The organism is Luteibacter sp. P1_D3 (assembly GCF_056406135.1).
Genome location: NZ_JBFUAT010000025.1, coordinates 1 through 17,847 on the forward strand (window position 1 = coordinate 1; position 17,847 = coordinate 17,847).

A 17,847-nucleotide genomic window follows, 5' to 3' on the forward strand; every position below is an offset into this window, starting at 1 on the left:
CCATCGGTGCAAACGCTTTGTGGACCGGCGACACGTCGACAAAGTCGTAGCCCTCGCGGGGGCGGGTCAACGCGCCGCGCTTGATCGGCGTGGTCAGCGCCGACGTGGCGAGCACGGTCCGCATCGGGCTTGGCTCAGACATGCGTGCCACCCTCCGACAGCGACGGATCGATGGCTGCTGCCGTGCCGCAGAAGATCAGGGCTCGGTCTTGCGGTAAGAGGCTGGCAAGCGCGTCGCGGGCGGTGGCTAAAAGTGTCGGTAGCGAGCCCTCGGCCGCCGGGAAGTTGGAACCCCAGGCAATCCGTCCCGCACCGAAGGTCTCGATCGTGCGTTCCAGGAAGGCGCGTGGCGTCGACTTGCCGGCGGTGGCCGCCGCAAGGGTGCGGTTGGTGAGCTTGAGGTACACGCCCGGGAAGGTCGCGATGTCGAATAGGGCCTGGGCTGCCGCGAACGGAGCGCCGTCGGAAAGCTCCGGACGCGCGCAATGATCGAGCAGCACACGCACCTGCGGAAAGCGCTCGAGGATCGCGCGCAGGGCGGGTAGGCCTTCCATGGTCATTTGCAGGCAGACCGGAATGCCACGCTTCTCGGCATGCGCCCAGGCGGGCAGTGAATCCTTGTGGCCCAGCCAATCGGACTGGCCTGGCATGGTGCTGCCGGTGGTGAACAGGCGAAAACCCGAGAGGCCTTGCGACTGCCAGTGATCGATGCGCTCGACCGCGTCGGGCGCAAGCGCGTCGATCGAGTAGACACCGACGAAACGCGATGGATTGGCGCGTACGGTCTCGACCACGTAGCGATTGTCGTGGCCATAGACCGTCGATGCCTGCACGACCACCGCCTTGGCGATACCGGCGTCGTCGATCGAACGCAGCAAGCCAGCCGCGTCGACCGGACGTGCCTGCGACCACTCGGACTGATGTCCGCCGATCGGATCGGTCGGGTAGGTCGCGGTATCCGGGGAGATCACATGCGTGTGTGTATCGAAGATCTTCATGGGTTTTCTTATCGTTCTCGAAACAGGGGAGGGGGCGTGAGCGAGGCGGTTAGCGGTAGACGAGACCCTTGGACGCCAGGCGCTCGCGCATGGCGTAGATGTCCAGCCCGAGTTCGCCCGTCCTCAATCGTTCGCGGACCTGCGCCTCGCGGGCTTCACGATCCAGGCTTTTTGCAAGGACCTCATCGGCCTCTTCGTGACGAACCACGCATACGCCGTCGTCGTCAGCCACGACGATGTCGCCGGGACGCACATAGGCGTTGCCACAGACCAGCGGCACGTTCACCGAACCCAGGGTTTCCTTCACCGTGCCCTGGGCGGAAATCGCCTTCGACCACACCGGAAAGCCCATGGCGGTCAAATCGCGAACGTCGCGCACCCCGGCGTCGATCACGAGGCCGCGGCATCCACGGGCCATCGCCGAGGTGGCGAGCAGGTCACCGAAGTAACCGTCACTGCAGTCGCTCGTCGGCGCCACGATGAGCAGGTCGCCGTCCTGGAGTTGTTCGATGGCGACGTGCAGCATCCAGTTGTCGCCGGGAGGCAGGGATACCGTCACCGCCGAACCTGCAACGCGGGCGCCGGCATAGATCGGGCGCAGGTGCGTGGCCATGAGGCCCTTGCGACCCTGTGCCTCGTGGATCGTGGCCACCCCGAGGGCGGCCAGCGCGTCGATAAGTGCCTTGCCGGGCCTTTCGAGTTTGGTATTGACTGTTGACATGCCCGTTTTCGGTAGCGGCGGATGACTCTACGGTGACCGCCCAGTGCGCGCTTTGCCATTTCGTTTTATGATCGGGCTATAAGTAAATGCGATTGATTGCTCGTGAATGAGATCTTCCAGCTCAACCTGAGGCACCTGGATGCCCTGTTGGTCACCGGCCGCTCGGGCAGCATGAGTGCGGCCGCACGCGAGGTCAGCCTCTCCCAGCCAGCCTTGGCGAAGGCGGTAGCGAAGATGGAGCGCGTGCTCGGTGAGCGCCTGCTGGACAGGCAGCCAGGCGGTGTTTCGGCGACGGTCGCCGGGCGCACGATGATGCTTCGCATCGATCGTGCGCTGCACTACCTCGCCCATGGTGGGCGCCTGGTACGACGCTCCGCACGTCTGGCACCGCTGCCGCACATCGAACGGCGCGTGACCATGGTGCAGCTGCGAGCGCTCATTGCCGTCGAGGGCAACAGCAGCTATGTGCAGGCATCGGAGTTGACGGGCTTATCGCAGCCTGCCGTGCATCGTGCCGTACGTGAACTGCAGGATATTCTCGGCACCGATCTTTTCGTTCGCGTGGGACGCATCGTGCGGCCTACCGATGTAGCAAGTCGCTTCGTGCGCTTTGCGCGACTGATGCTTTCGGAATTGCGCGCCGGCCTGGAAGAAATCCGGGCGATGAATACCGACGACGCCGGCCGCGTGACGGTAGGCATCCTGCCCAGCGCCCGCGCCATCTTCTTCTCCGATCTGCTTGCGCGATTCACCACGGCGCACATCTCGGCAGCAGTGAAGGTGGTTGAGGCACCGTATCGCGACCTGCTCGCCGGCCTGCGTCAGGGCGATCTCGATCTCATCATCGGCGCCCGCCGCGATCCGGCGCCCCACCGCGATGTGGTGCAGGAAGAACTGTTCGATGACGATCCTGTCGTGGTCGCCCGCGCGGACCATCCCTTGCGCGACAAGAAACAGCTGGAACTCTCCGACCTGCTGGCCTACCCGTGGGTGGTTTCAGCACCCGGCATTCCGCTGCGGAACAAGTGGGAACAGATCTTCACCAGCCGTGGCGTGGCACCGCCACGGCTGCGTATCGAATGCGGTTCGGTGCTGGTCACGCGCGGACTGTTGCTGCAGGGTGATTGGCTCACCCTGGTGTCACGGGATCAGTTTCTTTTCGAGTATCGCGCAGGCACGCTGACCGAGATCGGCGACCTGGGCAAGGAGCTGCGCCGGCGTATCGCACTGACCCGCCGGCGCGACTGGATGCCGACGCCGTTGCAGGCGGATTTTGTCGCGCGCACACACGCCCTTGCGCGCGAGCGCGACGAGCACTGACGTTCGATCAGTGGGATGCCGTGTGTGAGGGTGCGTGGTCCGCGACGAGGTCGGTCGGTACATGGACACCGCGCCGCGCGATCTTCTCGGTCATGATCGTGTGCTTCATCATCAGTCCCGAGACGAGGTAGGCCGCGACGCATGCCGCCAGCAGGGGCAGCAGGGCATGCGGCTGCATGGTCGTCTCGAACACGAAGACGGCGGCCGTCAACATCGCACGCGACGCACTGGCGAACAGCGCCGCCATGCCGATCAGCGCGGCCATGCGCGGATCGACCTGGGTGATCGGCCAATGGGCCAGGCAGACACCGAGCAAGCCACCTAGCGCACCGCCGATGGTGAACAGGGGGGCGAGCGTACCGCCGGATGTCCCGCTGCCCAACGCGATCGACCACGAGACCAGTTTCGCGAAGGCGAGGATTGCCAGTGCACCCATGGTCAGATGACCACCGATGACGGCGACGATGTTCTCGTAGCCCACGCCGAGGGTTGAAGGCACGAGGTAGCCGACGAGTCCGACCGCGAGTCCACCGATCGCAGGCCACCACATCCAGTGGATCGGCAGCTTCTCGAAGGCATCTTCCAGGCCGTAGACAAGGCGGGTCACCGCCACGCCTGCCACGCCGAAGACCAGGCCCAGGAGCGTATAGAACGACAGGGCGACGAACGAGGCGGGTGCCAGGGCGGCCATGGGAAACACCGGGCCCGGGCCTTCGAGCGCGAAGCGAACCGCCGCACCTGTCGCAGCGGCCATCGCCACCGGTACGAGCGATCGTGCACGACGCTCGAACAGCAGCAGCTCAATGCTCAGTAAGACGGCCGCCAGGGGCGCGGCAAAGATCGCCGCCATGCCGGCGGCGGCACCGGCGGCGAGCAAGGTCTTGCGCTCGTCGGCGGTGACGGGAAGCAGTTGCCCGACATAGGATCCGAGCGCGCCACCCGTGGCGATGATCGGCCCTTCCGCACCGAAGGGACCGCCGGTACCGATCGCCACTGCCGAGGACAACGGCTTCAACCAGATCATGCGCGCGGCGATGCGGCTTWCATTGGTGAGCACCTGCTCCATCGCTTCGGGAATACCGTGTCCGCGGATGGCACGAGAACCCCATCGCGCCATCAGGCCGACGATGAGGCCACCGACTACGGGAATGACGATGACCCAGACGCCGCGCTGGTTGGTCGCTGGACTCACCCACACCGTGCTCCACTGCCCGAAGAAGGCGACTTGCGTCACCAGGGCAATGAGTCGCGTCAGCCCGTATGCGATGACCGCGACGACGGCTGCCAGCAGCATGGCGATCAGCGTCGAGGCGACCAGACGCCGGCGAAGCCGAGGCAATCGGCTTGGCATGTGAGCCTGCGCAAGGGCAGGGTCCAACGCGGGGGCGAGCGGAAGCGCCGCCCGATCATGGGGCGGATGCAAGGGATCAGTCATGAGAGGGCGTGTGCCAACAACGGGGACGGCGAAAGGCTACGCGGAATCGAGCCTGGTAGCTGGCTGGCAGATGAACGGCTATGGCAGCACGCGGATGCCGCCAAGAATCAGGTCGACACCTGCGAGGAAATCCTCGCGATCGTCGTGATCGCTCAGTTGAGCGGCGATACTGCGCGCGAAGGGATATTCCGCGGCATCGAGTTCGGACCATGCGGTCGACACCGAGGCGAGAAAGCTATCCCGCTCGAGTCCTTCGGCAAAGGCGAACTGTCGGTTCGCTGCGTTCTGCGCGCCCACGCCAAGGATGTAGCTCAGCAAGGCGGATACGGTTTTCCATTCGCGTTCGCGCGGCACGTCCAGTGCGCGAAGTGGCTGGCCCAATCGTTCAAGAAGGCGCACGGCTGGCAATTGGCCCGGCGCATGGGTGAGTGCCGAACCGACCCACGGGTGGTCGTCGATCGCGTCGAACATGCCTAGGGCGATGGCGCGAATGGAGGCTTCGGGTGTGGCGTCGCCGCTGACATCGCTCATCGCGCGGGCGACGATGGCATCGCAGGCGGCGACGAGGAGTTCGCCCTTGTTGGCGATGTGCCAGTAGATCGCGCCAGAGCCGGTGACGAGTCGTTCGGCGAGGGCACGAAAGGTCAGTCCAGCTTCGCCAGCTTCGTCGAGAATCACGATGGCCGCTTCGATGATGCGGTCCCGCGAAAGCGATCCTTCGCGCCTGGGTGGAGCAGGAGGTTTCTTGGCCATAGCCCATGTTGACATAAATGGAACGCTGTTCCAATCTACTGGAATGACGTTCCATTCGTGCTGATCATCCAGGAATCTCGATGACACCTTCCATTGCTATCGTCGGCGCCGGTCTCGGCGGCTTGACCCTCGCGCGCGTGCTTCACGTCCACGGCATCGCTGCGACGGTGTACGAAGCGGAGGCGTCGCCCGACGCGCGGGCGCAGGGAGGGATGCTCGATATCCATCGGGAAAACGGGCAGGTGGCACTCAAGGCGGCTGGCGTGTTCGACGAATTCCTTGCGCTCATTCATCCCGGAGGGCAAGCCACCCGGGGATTCGACAAGGATGGGGAGCTTCTTTTCGACCAGCCGGACGATGGGACGGGCGGTCGACCCGAGGTGCCCAGAGGCCAGTTACGTCGCGTACTCATCGAGTCGCTTCCCGCAGCAAGCATTCGCTGGGGTCATAAGCTCGTATCGGTGTCGCCACTTGGTGGCGGCCGGCACGTACTCACATTCAACGACGGCTCGACCGCAGCAACCGACCTGCTGGTGGGTGCCGATGGCGCGTGGTCGAAAGTGCGCCGCCTGCTTTCGGATGCGAAGCCCGCGTACGTCGGCATATCGTTCGTCGAGACCTATCTGCACGATGTCGATGTCCGTCACGTGGCTTGCGCGCAAGCGGTGGGCGGCGGTGCGTTCTTCGCGCTGGCACCCGGAAAGGGGATCCTGGCCCACCGTGAGCCCAACGCCGTGTTGCATACCTACGTGGCGTTGAGCAAGCCGGAAGGTTGGCTCGCCGGCATCGATTTCGCGGACGCGACGCCAGCCCTGGCGGCGGTCGCGAGAGAGTTCGATGACTGGGCGCCGGCGTTGAAGGCGCTCGTCACCGGGAGCGACACGGCGCCGGTACCCCGTCCGATCCACGCACTGCCCAGCGACCATCATTGGCCCCGTATCCCCGGAGTGACGCTGATCGGCGATGCGGCGCACCTGATGATGCCGTCGGGTGAAGGCGCCAATCTGGCCATGCTTGACGGCGCGGAACTGGGCAAGGCGCTGGCCGCTCGTCCCGACGATGTCGAAGGCGCGCTCCTGGCGTATGAGACGGCGATGTTTCCCCGGAGCACCGTCGCGGCTACCGAGGCCAATGCACTGAGCGAGCTGATGTTCGGCGGTGGCGCTCCCGGAAGCCTTGCGGATATGTTTGCCCAACACGCGGGGGCGCCGGCGGCTTAGCGCAAGCTTAGTTGGGTAGGGCGCCCGCCAGTGGCCGTTTGAGCCAACGACAGCTCTACTGTAGATTTCACGGCTTCAAAGGGCTCGCGATCGTGTCGAGCCGCACAGGATGCTGGATGATCATTCAAGACCGCCCGGCGTCAGGCCGTGCGAAGTGGGCGCTGCCCGCCTGGGCGCTGGGCGCCATCGTTGCCGTTTACATCCTCGTCGCGCTCAATCGCACCCTGTGGCCCGAGGTGCGCGAGGCCCTGGCGGCTTCCCAGGGGATGCCCGGATTCTGGGCCCTGAGTGTGACCGTTTATTGTCGGTTGATCGGCAACCTCGTCCTGACGCTTGCGCTGGCCCTGTGGCCGCGGATCGGCAAGGGCTTGCTGGCCCTGCTGATCCTGGTCTCGGCGGCGAGCGCGTATTACGAGCAGACGTTCGGTGCGCGCCTGAACGAAGAAATCATCCAGAGCATTTTCGAGACGACGCGCGCCGAAGCGATGGCGCTGATCACCACCGCGTCCGTCGGCTGGATTGCGCTGTTCGGCGTGTTGCCGGCCATCCTGGTCCTGCTGGTACCTGTTCGTTTCATGCCGCGTTGGCGGAGCCTGCGTTGGCGTACGGCCATCGTGATCGGTGCCGCCGCGCTGTTGCTCGTGCCGCCGCTGCTCACTGGTCGTAACTACGTTTACTTCGAGCGCAATCACCGCCCGATGTACGAGGTGTTCAATCCGTACGCGGCGCTCAGCGGCACGTTCCACTACCTGCAACGCGACGTCTTCCGTCCGAAGAAGACGATGACGCCGATCGGTACGGATGCCACGCTGGCGCCCAGCGCTGCTATGGCGGCCCGCAAGCGCGTGGTGGTGTTCGTGGTGGGTGAGACGGCGCGGGCGGAGAACCAGTCGTTGCAAGGCTACGCACGCGAGACCAATCCCGAGATGAAACGGGCCGGCGCCCTCTACTTCAGCGACGCGTGGTCGTGCGGTACGGCGACCACGGTGTCCGTACCGTGCATGTTCTCCAACATGACCCGCGCGAAGTTCGACAAGCCGGTGGCCAAGGCACACTGGAACGCGCTGGATGTGCTTCAGCATGCCGGCGTGGACGTGTACTGGCGCGACAACGACGAGGGCTGCAAGGACGTCTGCCTGCGCGTGCCCAACGACGACCTCACGGCAGCGAAGATCGACGGCCTGTGCGATGCCAACGGTTGCCAGGACGATGTGCTGGTCGCCGACCTGCCGGAGCGCCTGGCGAAGATGCGCTCGCCTGCGTTGCTGGTACTGCACATCAAGGGTAGTCACGGACCCGCGTATTTCCAGCGCTATCCGGCGGCCTTCAATGTGTTCAAACCGGGTTGCGATACGGCCGAGGTGCAGACCTGCACCTATGCCCAGGCGGTCGCCAGTTACGACAACACGATTCTCTACACCGACCACATCCTCGGCGAGGTCGTGGATGCGCTCAAGGCCGCCCCCGAGACCGACAGCGCGATGATGTACCTCTCCGACCACGGCGAATCGCTGGGCGAGAACGATATCTATCTGCACGGCGCGGACTGGGACAAGGCGCCCAGCCAGCAGAAGCACATTCCTATGCTGTTGTGGCTGTCGCCGGGTTGGGTGCGTGATGCGGGAGTGCGTCTGGATTGCATGGCGCAGCGGCGCGTGCAGCCGGCGAGCCAGGACAACGTCTTCCATACGTTGCTGGGCTTCTTCGATACGCGCACGACGGTGTACGAGCCGCAGCTCGATCTCCTGGCCGGTTGCCGGGGCTGAGTTGCTCTGTGTGGGAGCCGGCTATGCCGGCGATGGGGCTTGCTGCGAGCTGGCTATCGCCAATGAATCGGCTCCTACAACAAGCCACACAAAAAAACCTCGGAGACCGGTGGTCTTCGAGGTTTTCGTGTGTTCGATAAGTGGTGGAGCCTGGGGGGATCGAACCCCCGACCTCGTCATTGCGAACGACGCGCTCTCCCGGCTGAGCTAAGGCCCCACAGGCTGCCGATCTTAGCAGGGGTTTTTGGTGTCGCCAAGGGTGGCGCGTGTGATGTCGCAACCAAGACGTGAGCGGGCCCGCTGTCGCGGGATCGCCGATGAATCGGCTCCTACAGAGGCTTTTGCTGTGACCGTGGCGGTCAAGCCGGCGGCCAGGATCACGCCGCGTGGCACGCTGGCCTCGTCGATGGCGATGCGTACCGGCACGCGTTGCGCCAGGCGCACCCAGGTGAATGTGGGATTCACGTCGGCCAGGAGGTCCCTGCCGGTCGGGTTGTCACGGTCGGTGATGCCGCGGGCGACGCCCGTGATGCGACCACCGAAGTGGGCGCCGCCGCTCAGGAGGCGGATGTCGACGGGGTCGCCCACGTGCAGACGCGGCAGCTTGGTTTCTTCGAAGTAGCCGTAGACGTAATAACCGTGTCGGTCGATCAGTGCCATGGACGCGTTGCCGCTGGCGGCGTAGTCGCCGGTGCGTACCGTCAAGTTGGTCATGTAGCCATCGACTGGCGCCCGTACCTGGGTCCGTTCCAGGTCCAGCTTCGCGGTGTCGGTAGCCACTTGCGCGAGGGCGACGGCGGCCAGGGCCTGCTCACGCGCGGCGCCGGCCTGATGGCCGCTGGCCTGAGCTTCGTGCCATGCGGCCATCGCCGAGTCGGCAACCGACTTGGCGTTGTTCCGCTCCTCCTTCGGCACCACGTCCACCAGCGCCTGGCGACGCGCAGCCTGCTCCTGGCGCATGTCGTACTCGGTCTTCCGTGCTTCGGCGCTAGCGAGGACGGCATCGATATTGGCGCCGGCAGCGCGGGCACTGGCCTTGGCTGCAGCGAGGCTGGCCTCTGCCTGCTGCAGGGCGAACCGAAAGCGTGCCGGATCGATCTCGTACAGGACATCGCCCTTCCTGACTTCCTGGTTGTCGACCACCGCAACGCGGATGACGAGGCCGGAGACATCCGGCGCGATGCGTACCACCTCGGCGCGCATGCGCGCATCGCGCGTCCACGGGGAATACATGTAGTGATTCCACAAACCGCGCCCGAGGAACATGGCGATGATCACGATGGCGGCGGTGAGGCCGAGGCGGAGCAATGACTGGAGGGCGGGCTTCATCGGGGTACTCAGGGATACAACAGCAGACCGATCGCACTGAACAGGCAGGCGAACAGGGCGACCCGGAACAGGGGCGGATGCCAGACATGGCGATACAGGCCGAAACGCCCGGCGACCGTGTCGATGACCCACTGCGCGAGCAAGCAGGCGAGATACACGAGCAGGAGGCCGGGCACGGTGGCGCCGGCAAGGTCGACTTCACGCGGCATGCGAGGGCTCCGGGGGGCTGGCGATGAACGGGGCGAGGGCGGATGCGTCGTCGCGAAGCGCCGCACGAAGCTGCAGGAGGTGGGCCAGGGGCGGCCGACAACTTGCCTGGGCGCGCGGCAACGTCTGGGCGGTCAACGTGATCGCATGCCCGACGATCCGGTCGGCCTCCTGCCAGCGCCGTGTATCGGGCGCGTCGTAGAGTTCGGCCAGGGCGTCGACGGAACGCTGCATGATGTGCTTCAGGGGCGGCGGAAGCTCGGCGTGCTGCATGTCCTGTCGCAATTCGATAATGGCGCGTACGCATTCATGGACGGCGAGGTCCCAGGTCAGCAGGTGTCGCATTTCTTCGCTATCGGGGCGGGTGTGCTGGACGATCTGGTGAAGCAGATCGCGATTGGCGCTTTCGGTCTCGTAGAGCAGGCCGGTCATGGGTGATGAGGCGGCGACCGCGACCTGCTGTCGAAGTTTTCGCAGCTGGCGACGACGCAGCCAGGACGTCCCGATGACCGTGGGAATGAGCATGAATGCGACGGCACAGGCGACGACGCCGAACCACGACGCGATCGCATCGTTGAGGAACTGCTCGGGGTTGTAGACCATCGGATTCTTCAGGGCGAGGATGCCCGCGAAGCTCATCACGTAGCCGGTACCCATGCCGGGAAGGGTCGCATTGCGTGTCAGCAGATACGGGCCGATCGCCATCAGGGGCAGGGACGCCAGGATCAGCATCGTGAAGCCGTCGCTGCCCGGCATCAGGCAGAACGCGACGACGAAGGCCGCCGACATCCCGAGCGCATAACCGATCGAGATATTGATCGCGGCCGATACCGGCGTCGGCGAGGTGGCCAGCAAACCGCAGAAATACGAGGCGGTCAGCAGCGCACTGGGACCTGAGGCCCAGCTGGTGTCGATCCAGAAGAGACTCAGCATGGCCAGTGCGAGAAAGCCTCGTAGCGCGGTGATCAAGGGCGCGACGTGATCGTTGGACCGCTTGAAACCCACGTGATCGATGCCGTCCGGAAGGCGTCCCAGAGGTTTGCGCAGGGTCGCTTCAAGCATGACGAGATCGTGCAACTCGCTCGCGAACCGGCGAACCAGCGTGGCTCCGCCGTCGAACTCCATTTGCAGGTCCAGGTCATTCCGAAAGGCTTCTCGCATCTCGATGGCGAGCGCGGGCAGCTTCGCCTCGGAGGCGGCGATGCGGTCGGCCAGTGCCTTGGGTTCGGGCGCGTTGGTCGGACCTGCCAAGAGGGCCTCCCCAATCGGGTCGTAGAGGCGGACGAGCGCATCCGCCGTATCGGGATGGCTCTGACGGCGCAGGCGGTCGATCAGGTGGTACAGCGACTGGAACGTCGTCGCGGCCGCCATGTATTTCAGGTTATGCAATTGCATGCGACGGCTGCGTGCGCGCGTGTCCGGGTCTTCGAAGATGACCGATGACCGCAGGTCCTCGATCTGTACCGCTGAACGGACGAACCGCAGGTGCGTGCGTTCCATCTGGGAACGAGGCGTCGAGCCATCCAGGGGCTCGCTGGCCATCGCGATGAACTGCTCGAAGTGTCCGCGCCTGCTGCGGCGAAGCACATCGCCGAGTCGATCGGGAAAAATCACGTCGCTGACCACGCCGGCCACGATCACGCCTAGCAGGACCTCGCTCACGCGCATCATCGCCGCGTCGAAGACGTTGTAGGGATCGCTGATCGCCGGGAGTGCCACGATCGCCGCGGTATAGCCTGACAACACGAACCCGTAAGACATGAAGTTGCGGTACTTCATCGCACCGCCTGCGCAGCCAGCGACCCACAACGACAGCGCAAGAAGGAACAGCTCACGCTGCTGGGCGAATGCCGCGATGAGCACGAGCGCGAAGAGGCTTCCCGCCACGTTGCCGATGGCGCGATAGAAGCCTTTCGCGCGCACCATCCCGCTTTGCGGGTGCATCACCAGGCCTACCGTGACCATCGACGTCGCCGGTTGTTCAAGTTGAAGCAACATCGCCAGCCATGCCGCGACGTAGAACGCGAGCAGGCACTTGAACACGAAGATCCAGGCCTGCCGCTCTCCTGTGAGAAACTCGGCAAGCCAGGGTTTGTTTAAGGCGATCAACGCCGTCCCCTTATCGAGTGATCGAAAACGCGGCGCTCAGCTTTGGATGTGGACGTACTGGGCAGGGCTTTCGTCGATCCCGATGAGCATCAGGTTTTTCAGGTGGTCGATCTGGCGGGGGAGGTCGTCGACGTGGGTCTTGCCGGGCGCGACCTGCGAACGCGACGAGGCGACCAGACGTGGCCCGTCGCAGAGCGCCAGGGTGAGCGCGAGCGACGTGCGGGATGCGACAGCGGCTGGTGCAGGCGCCGTGGCTGCGCAGTACGAGTCGTTGGCCGGTGCAAGGTCGCTGCCGGCATCGACGACGAGTCGCGCGACGGTCTGGTCGGCTGGCTGACGTGCGGGAAGTGCACGAGGGATCGCCTGGACCATCTGCGCGTTGGAGACGTTCGGCAGCTGGCCGCGAACCTCGACGGGCAAGGTCGGCATGGCGTGCTCCCAGCGATAGACGGTGTCGTTGGCCGTCGTCCACCGTGCGTCGGTGGTGGCATGGCAGCCGGCCAGCAGGGTCGCGGCGAAGAGCGCGCACGCCATCAGCAGGGTGGGGCGGGTGGCAGGGACGGAAGCTTTCATGGCGTGGGGTGCCGGGAAGTTGCGATGCGGCAGTGTCGGCCGATGCGCACCCGGGATATACCACCCCAGGCGACCTTCATCCGGGCCTGCGAATCCCCAATAGCGAAGCGTCGCCGACGGTCAGTCGTCCCAGGGCGCCGCGGATTCCCAGCGCTGTGCGAGCAGGTCGATGAAGGCCCGGGTACGAGGCGCAAGGTGACGCCTGCTCGGATACACCAGCCGGATGGGATCGGGCGGCGGTCGATGGTCGCGTAACACTTCAACGAGCGTTCCGGCGCGCAGTTCGTCGGCAAGAAGGTAGTTGGGCAGGAAGGTCAGCCCGAACCCGGCCAGGGCGAGTTCGCGCATGACTTCATAACTGTCGATGTCCAGGCGCGCGGGCCCCTCGTACGCATGGGGACCGTCGTCTGTATGCAGACGCCATGGACGCGGTTGTTCGCCGACGGCGTACATGATCGTGTCGTGATCGATGAGCTCGCGTGGCGCCATGGGTGTACCGCGCTTGGCCAGGTAATCGGGCGATGCGCAGACGATGAATTGCCGCCATGCCACGGTGCGCGTGAGCATCTGCGAATCTTCCTTGGGTGCGCCGATCCGTATCGCCAGATCGAAACCATCCTCGACCAGATCGACGAAGCGATCGGTGAACCAGAGCTCCGCACGAAGCCCCGGCCATTGCCTGAGGTAATCGTTGAGCACGGGCAGGACATGACGTTGCCCGAACGTCGGCGGCATCAAGAACTTCAGCGTGCCGGTAGGTTCGCTACGGCGGAGCGCCATGGTGGCGTCCACGTCTTCCAGCTCATCCAAGATCTGTCGCCAGCGCGCGTAGACCACCGCGCCTTCATCGGTCAGGCTCAGCCGGCGTGTGGTGCGGTTGAGCAGGCGTACACCCAGCTGGGTTTCCAGGCGGACGATGCTCTTGCCGATAGCCGAGCGTGTCAGCTCGAGTGACGCCGTGGCGCCGGTGAGGCTTCCCGCTTTCACGACGGCCACGAAGGCCGCGATGTCGCCCAATCGATGAGGTTTCATGAAAAGCGCCTTGCGCCTTGCGCCATCGGCACAAGGCGCGGTTCGGTTGACGACGAAAGGTGGAGCGTGTCGTCACGATGTTAGCAGGCGTTATGCCTTGAGGTAGCGCGGCGCAGGCATGCCGGTTTGTGTCGCCGCAAACAACGAGGAGCGCGCGGCGTCGTACGCCGTCCACAGACCTTGGTCGGCAACGGACGGCCAGGTGATGGTTTCGCCGTTGTCCAGCCCGGTGAGCGCGGCGTCGACCATGTCTTCGGCACTCATGATGGATTCCTTCCTGAGGGCGGAAAGCGGAATGCCCGACACTTCCTCCGACCAGATCTCAGTTGCCGTGGAGGCAGGCAGGACAAGCTGGACCTTGACGCCGGTCTTGGCCAGTTCATCCTGAAGGCCGCGCGTGAAGGCGAGCACGTAAGCTTTGCTGCCGCTGTAGACCGCGCTGATGGGCAGCGAATGCACCGCGAGCACCGAGGCCACATTGATGATGGTGCCGGCATCGCGTGCGACAAAGGCTGGCAGGACAGCCCGCGTCAGGCGCGTGAGCGCCGTGATGTTCAGGGCCACCTGCGAGTGTGCATCGTCGGTGGATGTCTCGAGCAGGGGACGAAGTCGGGCCAGGCCCGCGTTGTTGACCAGCATCGCGATGCTGGCGTCGTCCTTGAGAAGGGCTTCCACCCGGGCGACGTCCGTGTCCTTCTCGAGATCGGCGGCAACGACGCGGACATCGACACCGTGGGCCTTGGTGAGCTGTTCGGCGAGGGCGGCGAGGCGATCCGCACGACGGGCGACGAGGACGAGGTCGTAGCCACGGGCAGCCAGACGTTGGGCGTAGACGGCGCCGATACCCGACGACGCGCCCGTGACGACAGCGGTTTTCCTGGAAGAGGCCATGTTTGTGACTCCACGTGTTTAGGTTGAGGGCTCAATCATGATGTTGAGGGCTCAACCTTATAGGCGTAGGATGGCGTCTTGTCAATGCTTCAGTGCTCAACGATCCTTACGTCATGCCAAGATCACCAAAAAAAGCAGCTGCAAGCCCAACGGAGACGGATAAGGCCATCGCGGACCTGAGCGCCTTCCTTGCCATCGCTTGCACGAACACAGCCGTCAGGCGGGCTGGACGGCGCCTCGGGAGCCTCTACGACGAGGCGCTCGCGCCGGTGGGACTGAAGGCAACCCAGATTGGACTGTTGGCGGAAATCGAGCGACTTGCCGCTGCCAACGAGGGACAGGTGCCCACCTTGCAGGATCTCGCCACGAAGCTCGCCCTGCAGATATCCGCGGTGACCCATGCGTTACGGCCATTGATCAGGGATGGTCTGGTCGAGCTGTTTCCGGATGCCTCGGACAAACGTGCCAAGCGCGCCATGTTGACTGCCGACGGGACCGATCTCTTGCATCGGGCGCTGACGCATTGGGCCGTCGCCAACGCGCAGGTCGACAGGGTTCTGGGCAGCGAAGCCGCCGCCGCTTTGCGCGCGGTTTCCGACTACGTGTCGTCCGTCGAGTTTCTGATCGCCTTCAAAGGTGACGGGGGCACGACGCGCTGAACCAGGGCATTAATCGCGTTAGCCGTCGGAGCTAATGGCGCCTTTGTAAATATCCTGTAAAATACGCATGAGAATATTCTGGGGAAGTAAGTAACAAGGCATTATTTCTCGCGATTAGACGCAATTAAAAACCGATTTCGCAATATTCGCCCGGTCAACGTCGACTGGGCTTTTTTATGCCCAGGGAAAGCGTGTGAACTTGCGTGTGACAGCAAGTATTACGCGGAAATGACAGCAGAAGCCGCATGAGCCTTCGATTATCGAAAGATAGTGTCGAGCGGTTAACTGCGGACAACGATTCAACCCTTGTAACTCAGGAAACTCCAGTGAAAAGAAACCACCTCTCCATGGCGATTGCCGTCGTCTTTTCGATGACCGCTGCTTCGGTCTGGGCACAGGATGCGACGGGTCAGGCCGATACCTCGACGACGGCACAGGCGCCTTCGCAGCGCAGCGCTTCGAGCACCTCGAACACGACGACGTCCAACGACACCCGCCGCGTGCAGCAGATGAGCAACGTGCAGGTCCAGGCTTCGAGCCTGACCCTCGGCGCTGGCCTGATGTCGGTGCAGACGGCCGCCAAGGCGGTTTCGACGATTACGCGCGACGCCATCGTCAAGGCATCGCCGGGCGCGAACTTCACCCAGATGATCGGTTCGATCCCGGGCGTGAACGCCGCGACGGATGACGTGACGGGGCTGGCCAACGGCCACTACTCGATCCGCGGCTTCGACTCGTCGGACATCGGCATGACGCTCAACGGCGCGCCGATCACCGACTCGGGCAGCTACTCCGTGTACGCGACCGAATACGGTGACAGCGAGAATATGGGCGACATCACGGTGCTCCAGGGCATCCCGGATATCGACATGCCGGATTCCGGCGCCAGCGGTGGTCACATCGGCTGGGCGACGATCGATCCCTCGCACAAGGCCGGCGTGGATTTCACCCAGAGCCTGGGTAACAACGATTACCGTCGCACGTTCATCCGCCTCAACACCGGCGATACCGGTCCGGTACGTTCGTGGATTTCGTACTCGCGGAACACCGCCGACAAGTGGCGTGGCCCGGGCGACATGGAAGTGACCAAGGTCGACGGCAAGTCGGTCTGGACGATCGACGACAACAACTCGATCAGCGCTTCCCTGCAGTACAACCGCGAAAACAACATCAACTACCGCTCGCTGACCAAGGCGCAGGTGGCGCAGAACGGCTACCACTACGATTACCTGAACACCTGGATGCCGGGCAGCTCGACCGCCGCGATCAACAACAACACGTACTACTACGGTCTGCGCACCAACCCGTTCAAGAGCTACATGGCCAGCCTCGACGGTGAGTTCAAGCTCAGCGACAGCGTGCACCTCTCCGTGGTGCCTTACTTCTGGTACGGCAACGGTGGTGGCGGCGCCGGCGCGACGGTGAACGAGAGCCCGACCGGTGCGGACCGCTTCGGCTACGCCAACCAGGACGTCAACAACAACGGCGTCGTCAACGCCAACGACAAGGGCGTGGTCTATTCGTACTCGGCCGCGCTGACCTATCGTCCCGGCATCATCGCCAAGTTCAACCAGGACCTGGGTCAGGACAACAGCCTCGAGTACGGCGTGTGGTACGAGCGTTCGCGCAAGAGCCAGTCTGACCTCTACGGCCTGGTGAACAACCAGGGCACGCCGGCGTCGGTATGGGGCGACGACGCCTTCGTGCTTTATCCGAACAGCGGCCTCGGCCAGAAGGTCTACAACGAGTACACGAACACCGAGATCAAGAAGGGCTTCGTTACCGATAACTGGACGCCGAATGATTACTGGACCTTCACCGCGGGCGTGAGCTACCTATGGACGAACCGCACCGGCTTCGCACAGGAATACCCGGGCTCGATCGCCGGCGCGGCAACGAAGCAGCAGTTCACCACCGACGTCGACAAGAACTGGCACAAGGTGTTGCCGACGGCAGGCATCAAGTTCCAGATGGACGAACAGAACCAGTTCTACCTCGGTAGCGGCAAGACCTTCCGCGCGCCGCCGAACACCGTGCTGTTGCTGAACTCGCTGGCCAACCAGCAGGCCGCCAACGCACCGGAAACGGCGTGGAACACGGATCTCGGCTGGCGTTTTTACGGAGACGCGCTCTCGGTCAGTGCCGACGTCTACCGCAGCAACTACAACAACAAGCAGGAAAGCGCGTTCGACGAGACCACCGGCTACACGTACTACACGTCGATCAAGCGCATGCACATGCAGGGTTTCAGCTCCGAAGCCAGCTACAAGCTGAGCCAGGACTGGACGGCGTATGCCTCGTACACGTACACCCAGGCCAAGATCGTCGGCAACATCGACGGCGGCGGCGACGGCATCTATCCGGCCAACGGCAAGACGATGCCGGATACCGCCCGCAACATCGGCAACGTGAGCATCGGCTACGACGACAGCGCGCACATCTGGGCGACGTTGTCGGCTCGCGTCACCAGCTCGCTGTACGGTGATTACCTGAACACCGAGCGCGTCGGCGGCTTTACGCAGTTCAACCTGGCCGGTGGCTATCGCTTCAGCGACTGGGATGCCCTGAAGACCCCGTACATCAAGGTCAACGTGAGCAATCTGACCGATCGTAAGGCGTTCTCGTATGTCAGCTCGGCGCAGTTCCTGGCGACCACGCAGGGTTCGCTGTACACCAGCTCGCCGACCTACGGCTTGCTGCAGCCGCGCGCGTTCATGATCACGTTCGGCGCGTCGTTCAACTAAATCGGCGGTGTTTCCGCTCGTGTAGGAGCCGATTTATCGGCGATGGGGTGCTCGCCGCACCCTGGCCCGCTGCCGCGGGGTTCGCCGATG

Annotated in this window: 15 protein-coding genes and 1 tRNA gene; 5 read left to right on the forward strand and 11 right to left on the reverse strand. The window is 64.1% G+C overall.

What is annotated here, in order from left to right:
• Positions 1-134 precede the first annotated feature (134 nt).
• Positions 135-998 carry an amidohydrolase family protein gene (locus tag AC1DYM_RS15770; protein WP_477339891.1) on the reverse strand — a complete coding sequence of 288 codons (864 nt, stop codon included), beginning with the start codon at positions 996-998 and terminating at the stop codon, positions 135-137.
• A gap of 49 nt (positions 999-1,047) precedes the next feature.
• Positions 1,048-1,719, reverse strand: coding sequence for a 4-carboxy-4-hydroxy-2-oxoadipate aldolase/oxaloacetate decarboxylase (locus tag AC1DYM_RS15775; protein WP_477339893.1), 672 nt, complete (start codon positions 1,717-1,719; stop codon positions 1,048-1,050).
• A gap of 102 nt (positions 1,720-1,821) precedes the next feature.
• Here AC1DYM_RS15775 and AC1DYM_RS15780 point away from each other — a divergent pair, with 102 nt between their 5' ends.
• Positions 1,822-3,039: a LysR family transcriptional regulator gene (locus AC1DYM_RS15780; protein WP_477339895.1), complete on the forward strand. Its 1,218-nt coding sequence runs from the start codon at positions 1,822-1,824 to the stop codon at positions 3,037-3,039.
• Between the two features lie 7 nt (positions 3,040-3,046).
• Here AC1DYM_RS15780 and AC1DYM_RS15785 read toward each other — a convergent pair whose 3' ends face one another.
• Complete coding sequence (locus AC1DYM_RS15785) at positions 3,047-4,390, reverse strand: chloride channel protein (protein ID WP_477339897.1); 1,344 nt, start codon at positions 4,388-4,390, stop codon at positions 3,047-3,049.
• A 162-nt stretch (positions 4,391-4,552) separates the two neighbouring features.
• Positions 4,553-5,242 (reverse strand): TetR/AcrR family transcriptional regulator, encoded by a 690-nt coding sequence (locus tag AC1DYM_RS15790; RefSeq protein ID WP_477339899.1) that lies wholly within the window; start codon positions 5,240-5,242, stop codon positions 4,553-4,555.
• Positions 5,243-5,307: 65 nt separating this feature from the next.
• Here AC1DYM_RS15790 and AC1DYM_RS15795 point away from each other — a divergent pair, with 65 nt between their 5' ends.
• Positions 5,308-6,447: an FAD-dependent oxidoreductase gene (locus tag AC1DYM_RS15795; RefSeq protein WP_477339901.1), complete on the forward strand. Its 1,140-nt coding sequence runs from the start codon at positions 5,308-5,310 to the stop codon at positions 6,445-6,447.
• A gap of 116 nt (positions 6,448-6,563) precedes the next feature.
• Complete coding sequence (locus tag AC1DYM_RS15800; protein WP_477339903.1) at positions 6,564-8,213, forward strand: phosphoethanolamine transferase; 1,650 nt, start codon at positions 6,564-6,566, stop codon at positions 8,211-8,213.
• Positions 8,214-8,354: 141 nt separating this feature from the next.
• Here the strand turns inward: AC1DYM_RS15800 and AC1DYM_RS15805 are convergent.
• From AC1DYM_RS15805 to AC1DYM_RS15835, 7 genes are all read right to left on the reverse strand, one after another.
• Positions 8,355-8,430 (reverse strand) — tRNA-Ala (locus tag AC1DYM_RS15805).
• Positions 8,431-8,444: 14 nt separating this feature from the next.
• On the reverse strand, positions 8,445-9,542 hold the full coding sequence (locus AC1DYM_RS15810; protein WP_477339905.1) for an HlyD family secretion protein: 1,098 nt from the start codon (positions 9,540-9,542) through the stop codon (positions 8,445-8,447).
• Between the two features lie 8 nt (positions 9,543-9,550).
• Positions 9,551-9,751, reverse strand: a complete 201-nt coding sequence (locus AC1DYM_RS15815) for a DUF1656 domain-containing protein (RefSeq protein ID WP_477339907.1) — start codon at positions 9,749-9,751, stop codon at positions 9,551-9,553.
• Entirely contained in the window at positions 9,741-11,858 is a 2,118-nt protein-coding gene (locus AC1DYM_RS15820) for an FUSC family protein (protein WP_477339909.1), read from the reverse strand. Before AC1DYM_RS15820 ends, AC1DYM_RS15815 begins: the two co-directional genes overlap by 11 nt.
• 36 nt (positions 11,859-11,894) lie before the next feature.
• Positions 11,895-12,431 (reverse strand): hypothetical protein, encoded by a 537-nt coding sequence (locus AC1DYM_RS15825; RefSeq protein ID WP_477339911.1) that lies wholly within the window; start codon positions 12,429-12,431, stop codon positions 11,895-11,897.
• A 120-nt stretch (positions 12,432-12,551) separates the two neighbouring features.
• Positions 12,552-13,463: a LysR family transcriptional regulator gene (locus tag AC1DYM_RS15830; RefSeq protein WP_477339913.1), complete on the reverse strand. Its 912-nt coding sequence runs from the start codon at positions 13,461-13,463 to the stop codon at positions 12,552-12,554.
• 90 nt (positions 13,464-13,553) lie between these two features.
• Positions 13,554-14,354, reverse strand: a complete 801-nt coding sequence (locus AC1DYM_RS15835) for an SDR family NAD(P)-dependent oxidoreductase (RefSeq protein ID WP_477339915.1) — start codon at positions 14,352-14,354, stop codon at positions 13,554-13,556.
• Between the two features lie 113 nt (positions 14,355-14,467).
• On the opposite strand from AC1DYM_RS15835, the gene AC1DYM_RS15840 reads away from it, so the two are divergent.
• Together AC1DYM_RS15840 and AC1DYM_RS15845 are read left to right on the forward strand one after the other, a co-directional pair.
• Entirely contained in the window at positions 14,468-15,013 is a 546-nt protein-coding gene (locus tag AC1DYM_RS15840) for a MarR family winged helix-turn-helix transcriptional regulator (RefSeq protein WP_477339917.1), read from the forward strand.
• 326 nt (positions 15,014-15,339) lie between these two features.
• Positions 15,340-17,757: a TonB-dependent receptor gene (locus AC1DYM_RS15845; RefSeq protein ID WP_477339919.1), complete on the forward strand. Its 2,418-nt coding sequence runs from the start codon at positions 15,340-15,342 to the stop codon at positions 17,755-17,757.
• Positions 17,758-17,847: the final 90 nt, after the last annotated feature.

Bases quoted from the DNA above. Each gene is read 5' to 3' on its own strand.
- AC1DYM_RS15770 (WP_477339891.1), bottom strand. From the start codon at position 998: ATGAAGATCTTCGATACACACACGCATGTGATCTCCCCGGATACCGCG.
- AC1DYM_RS15775 (WP_477339893.1), bottom strand. From the start codon at position 1,719: ATGTCAACAGTCAATACCAAACTCGAAAGGCCCGGCAAGGCACTTATC.
- AC1DYM_RS15790 (WP_477339899.1), bottom strand. From the start codon at position 5,242: ATGTCAACATGGGCTATGGCCAAGAAACCTCCTGCTCCACCCAGGCGC.
- AC1DYM_RS15795 (WP_477339901.1), top strand. From the start codon at position 5,308: ATGACACCTTCCATTGCTATCGTCGGCGCCGGTCTCGGCGGCTTGACC.
- AC1DYM_RS15800 (WP_477339903.1), top strand. From the start codon at position 6,564: ATGATCATTCAAGACCGCCCGGCGTCAGGCCGTGCGAAGTGGGCGCTG.
- AC1DYM_RS15810 (WP_477339905.1), bottom strand. From the start codon at position 9,542: ATGAAGCCCGCCCTCCAGTCATTGCTCCGCCTCGGCCTCACCGCCGCC.
- AC1DYM_RS15815 (WP_477339907.1), bottom strand. From the start codon at position 9,751: ATGCCGCGTGAAGTCGACCTTGCCGGCGCCACCGTGCCCGGCCTCCTG.
- AC1DYM_RS15825 (WP_477339911.1), bottom strand. From the start codon at position 12,431: ATGAAAGCTTCCGTCCCTGCCACCCGCCCCACCCTGCTGATGGCGTGC.
- AC1DYM_RS15830 (WP_477339913.1), bottom strand. From the start codon at position 13,463: ATGAAACCTCATCGATTGGGCGACATCGCGGCCTTCGTGGCCGTCGTG.
- AC1DYM_RS15835 (WP_477339915.1), bottom strand. From the start codon at position 14,354: ATGGCCTCTTCCAGGAAAACCGCTGTCGTCACGGGCGCGTCGTCGGGT.
- AC1DYM_RS15840 (WP_477339917.1), top strand. From the start codon at position 14,468: ATGCCAAGATCACCAAAAAAAGCAGCTGCAAGCCCAACGGAGACGGAT.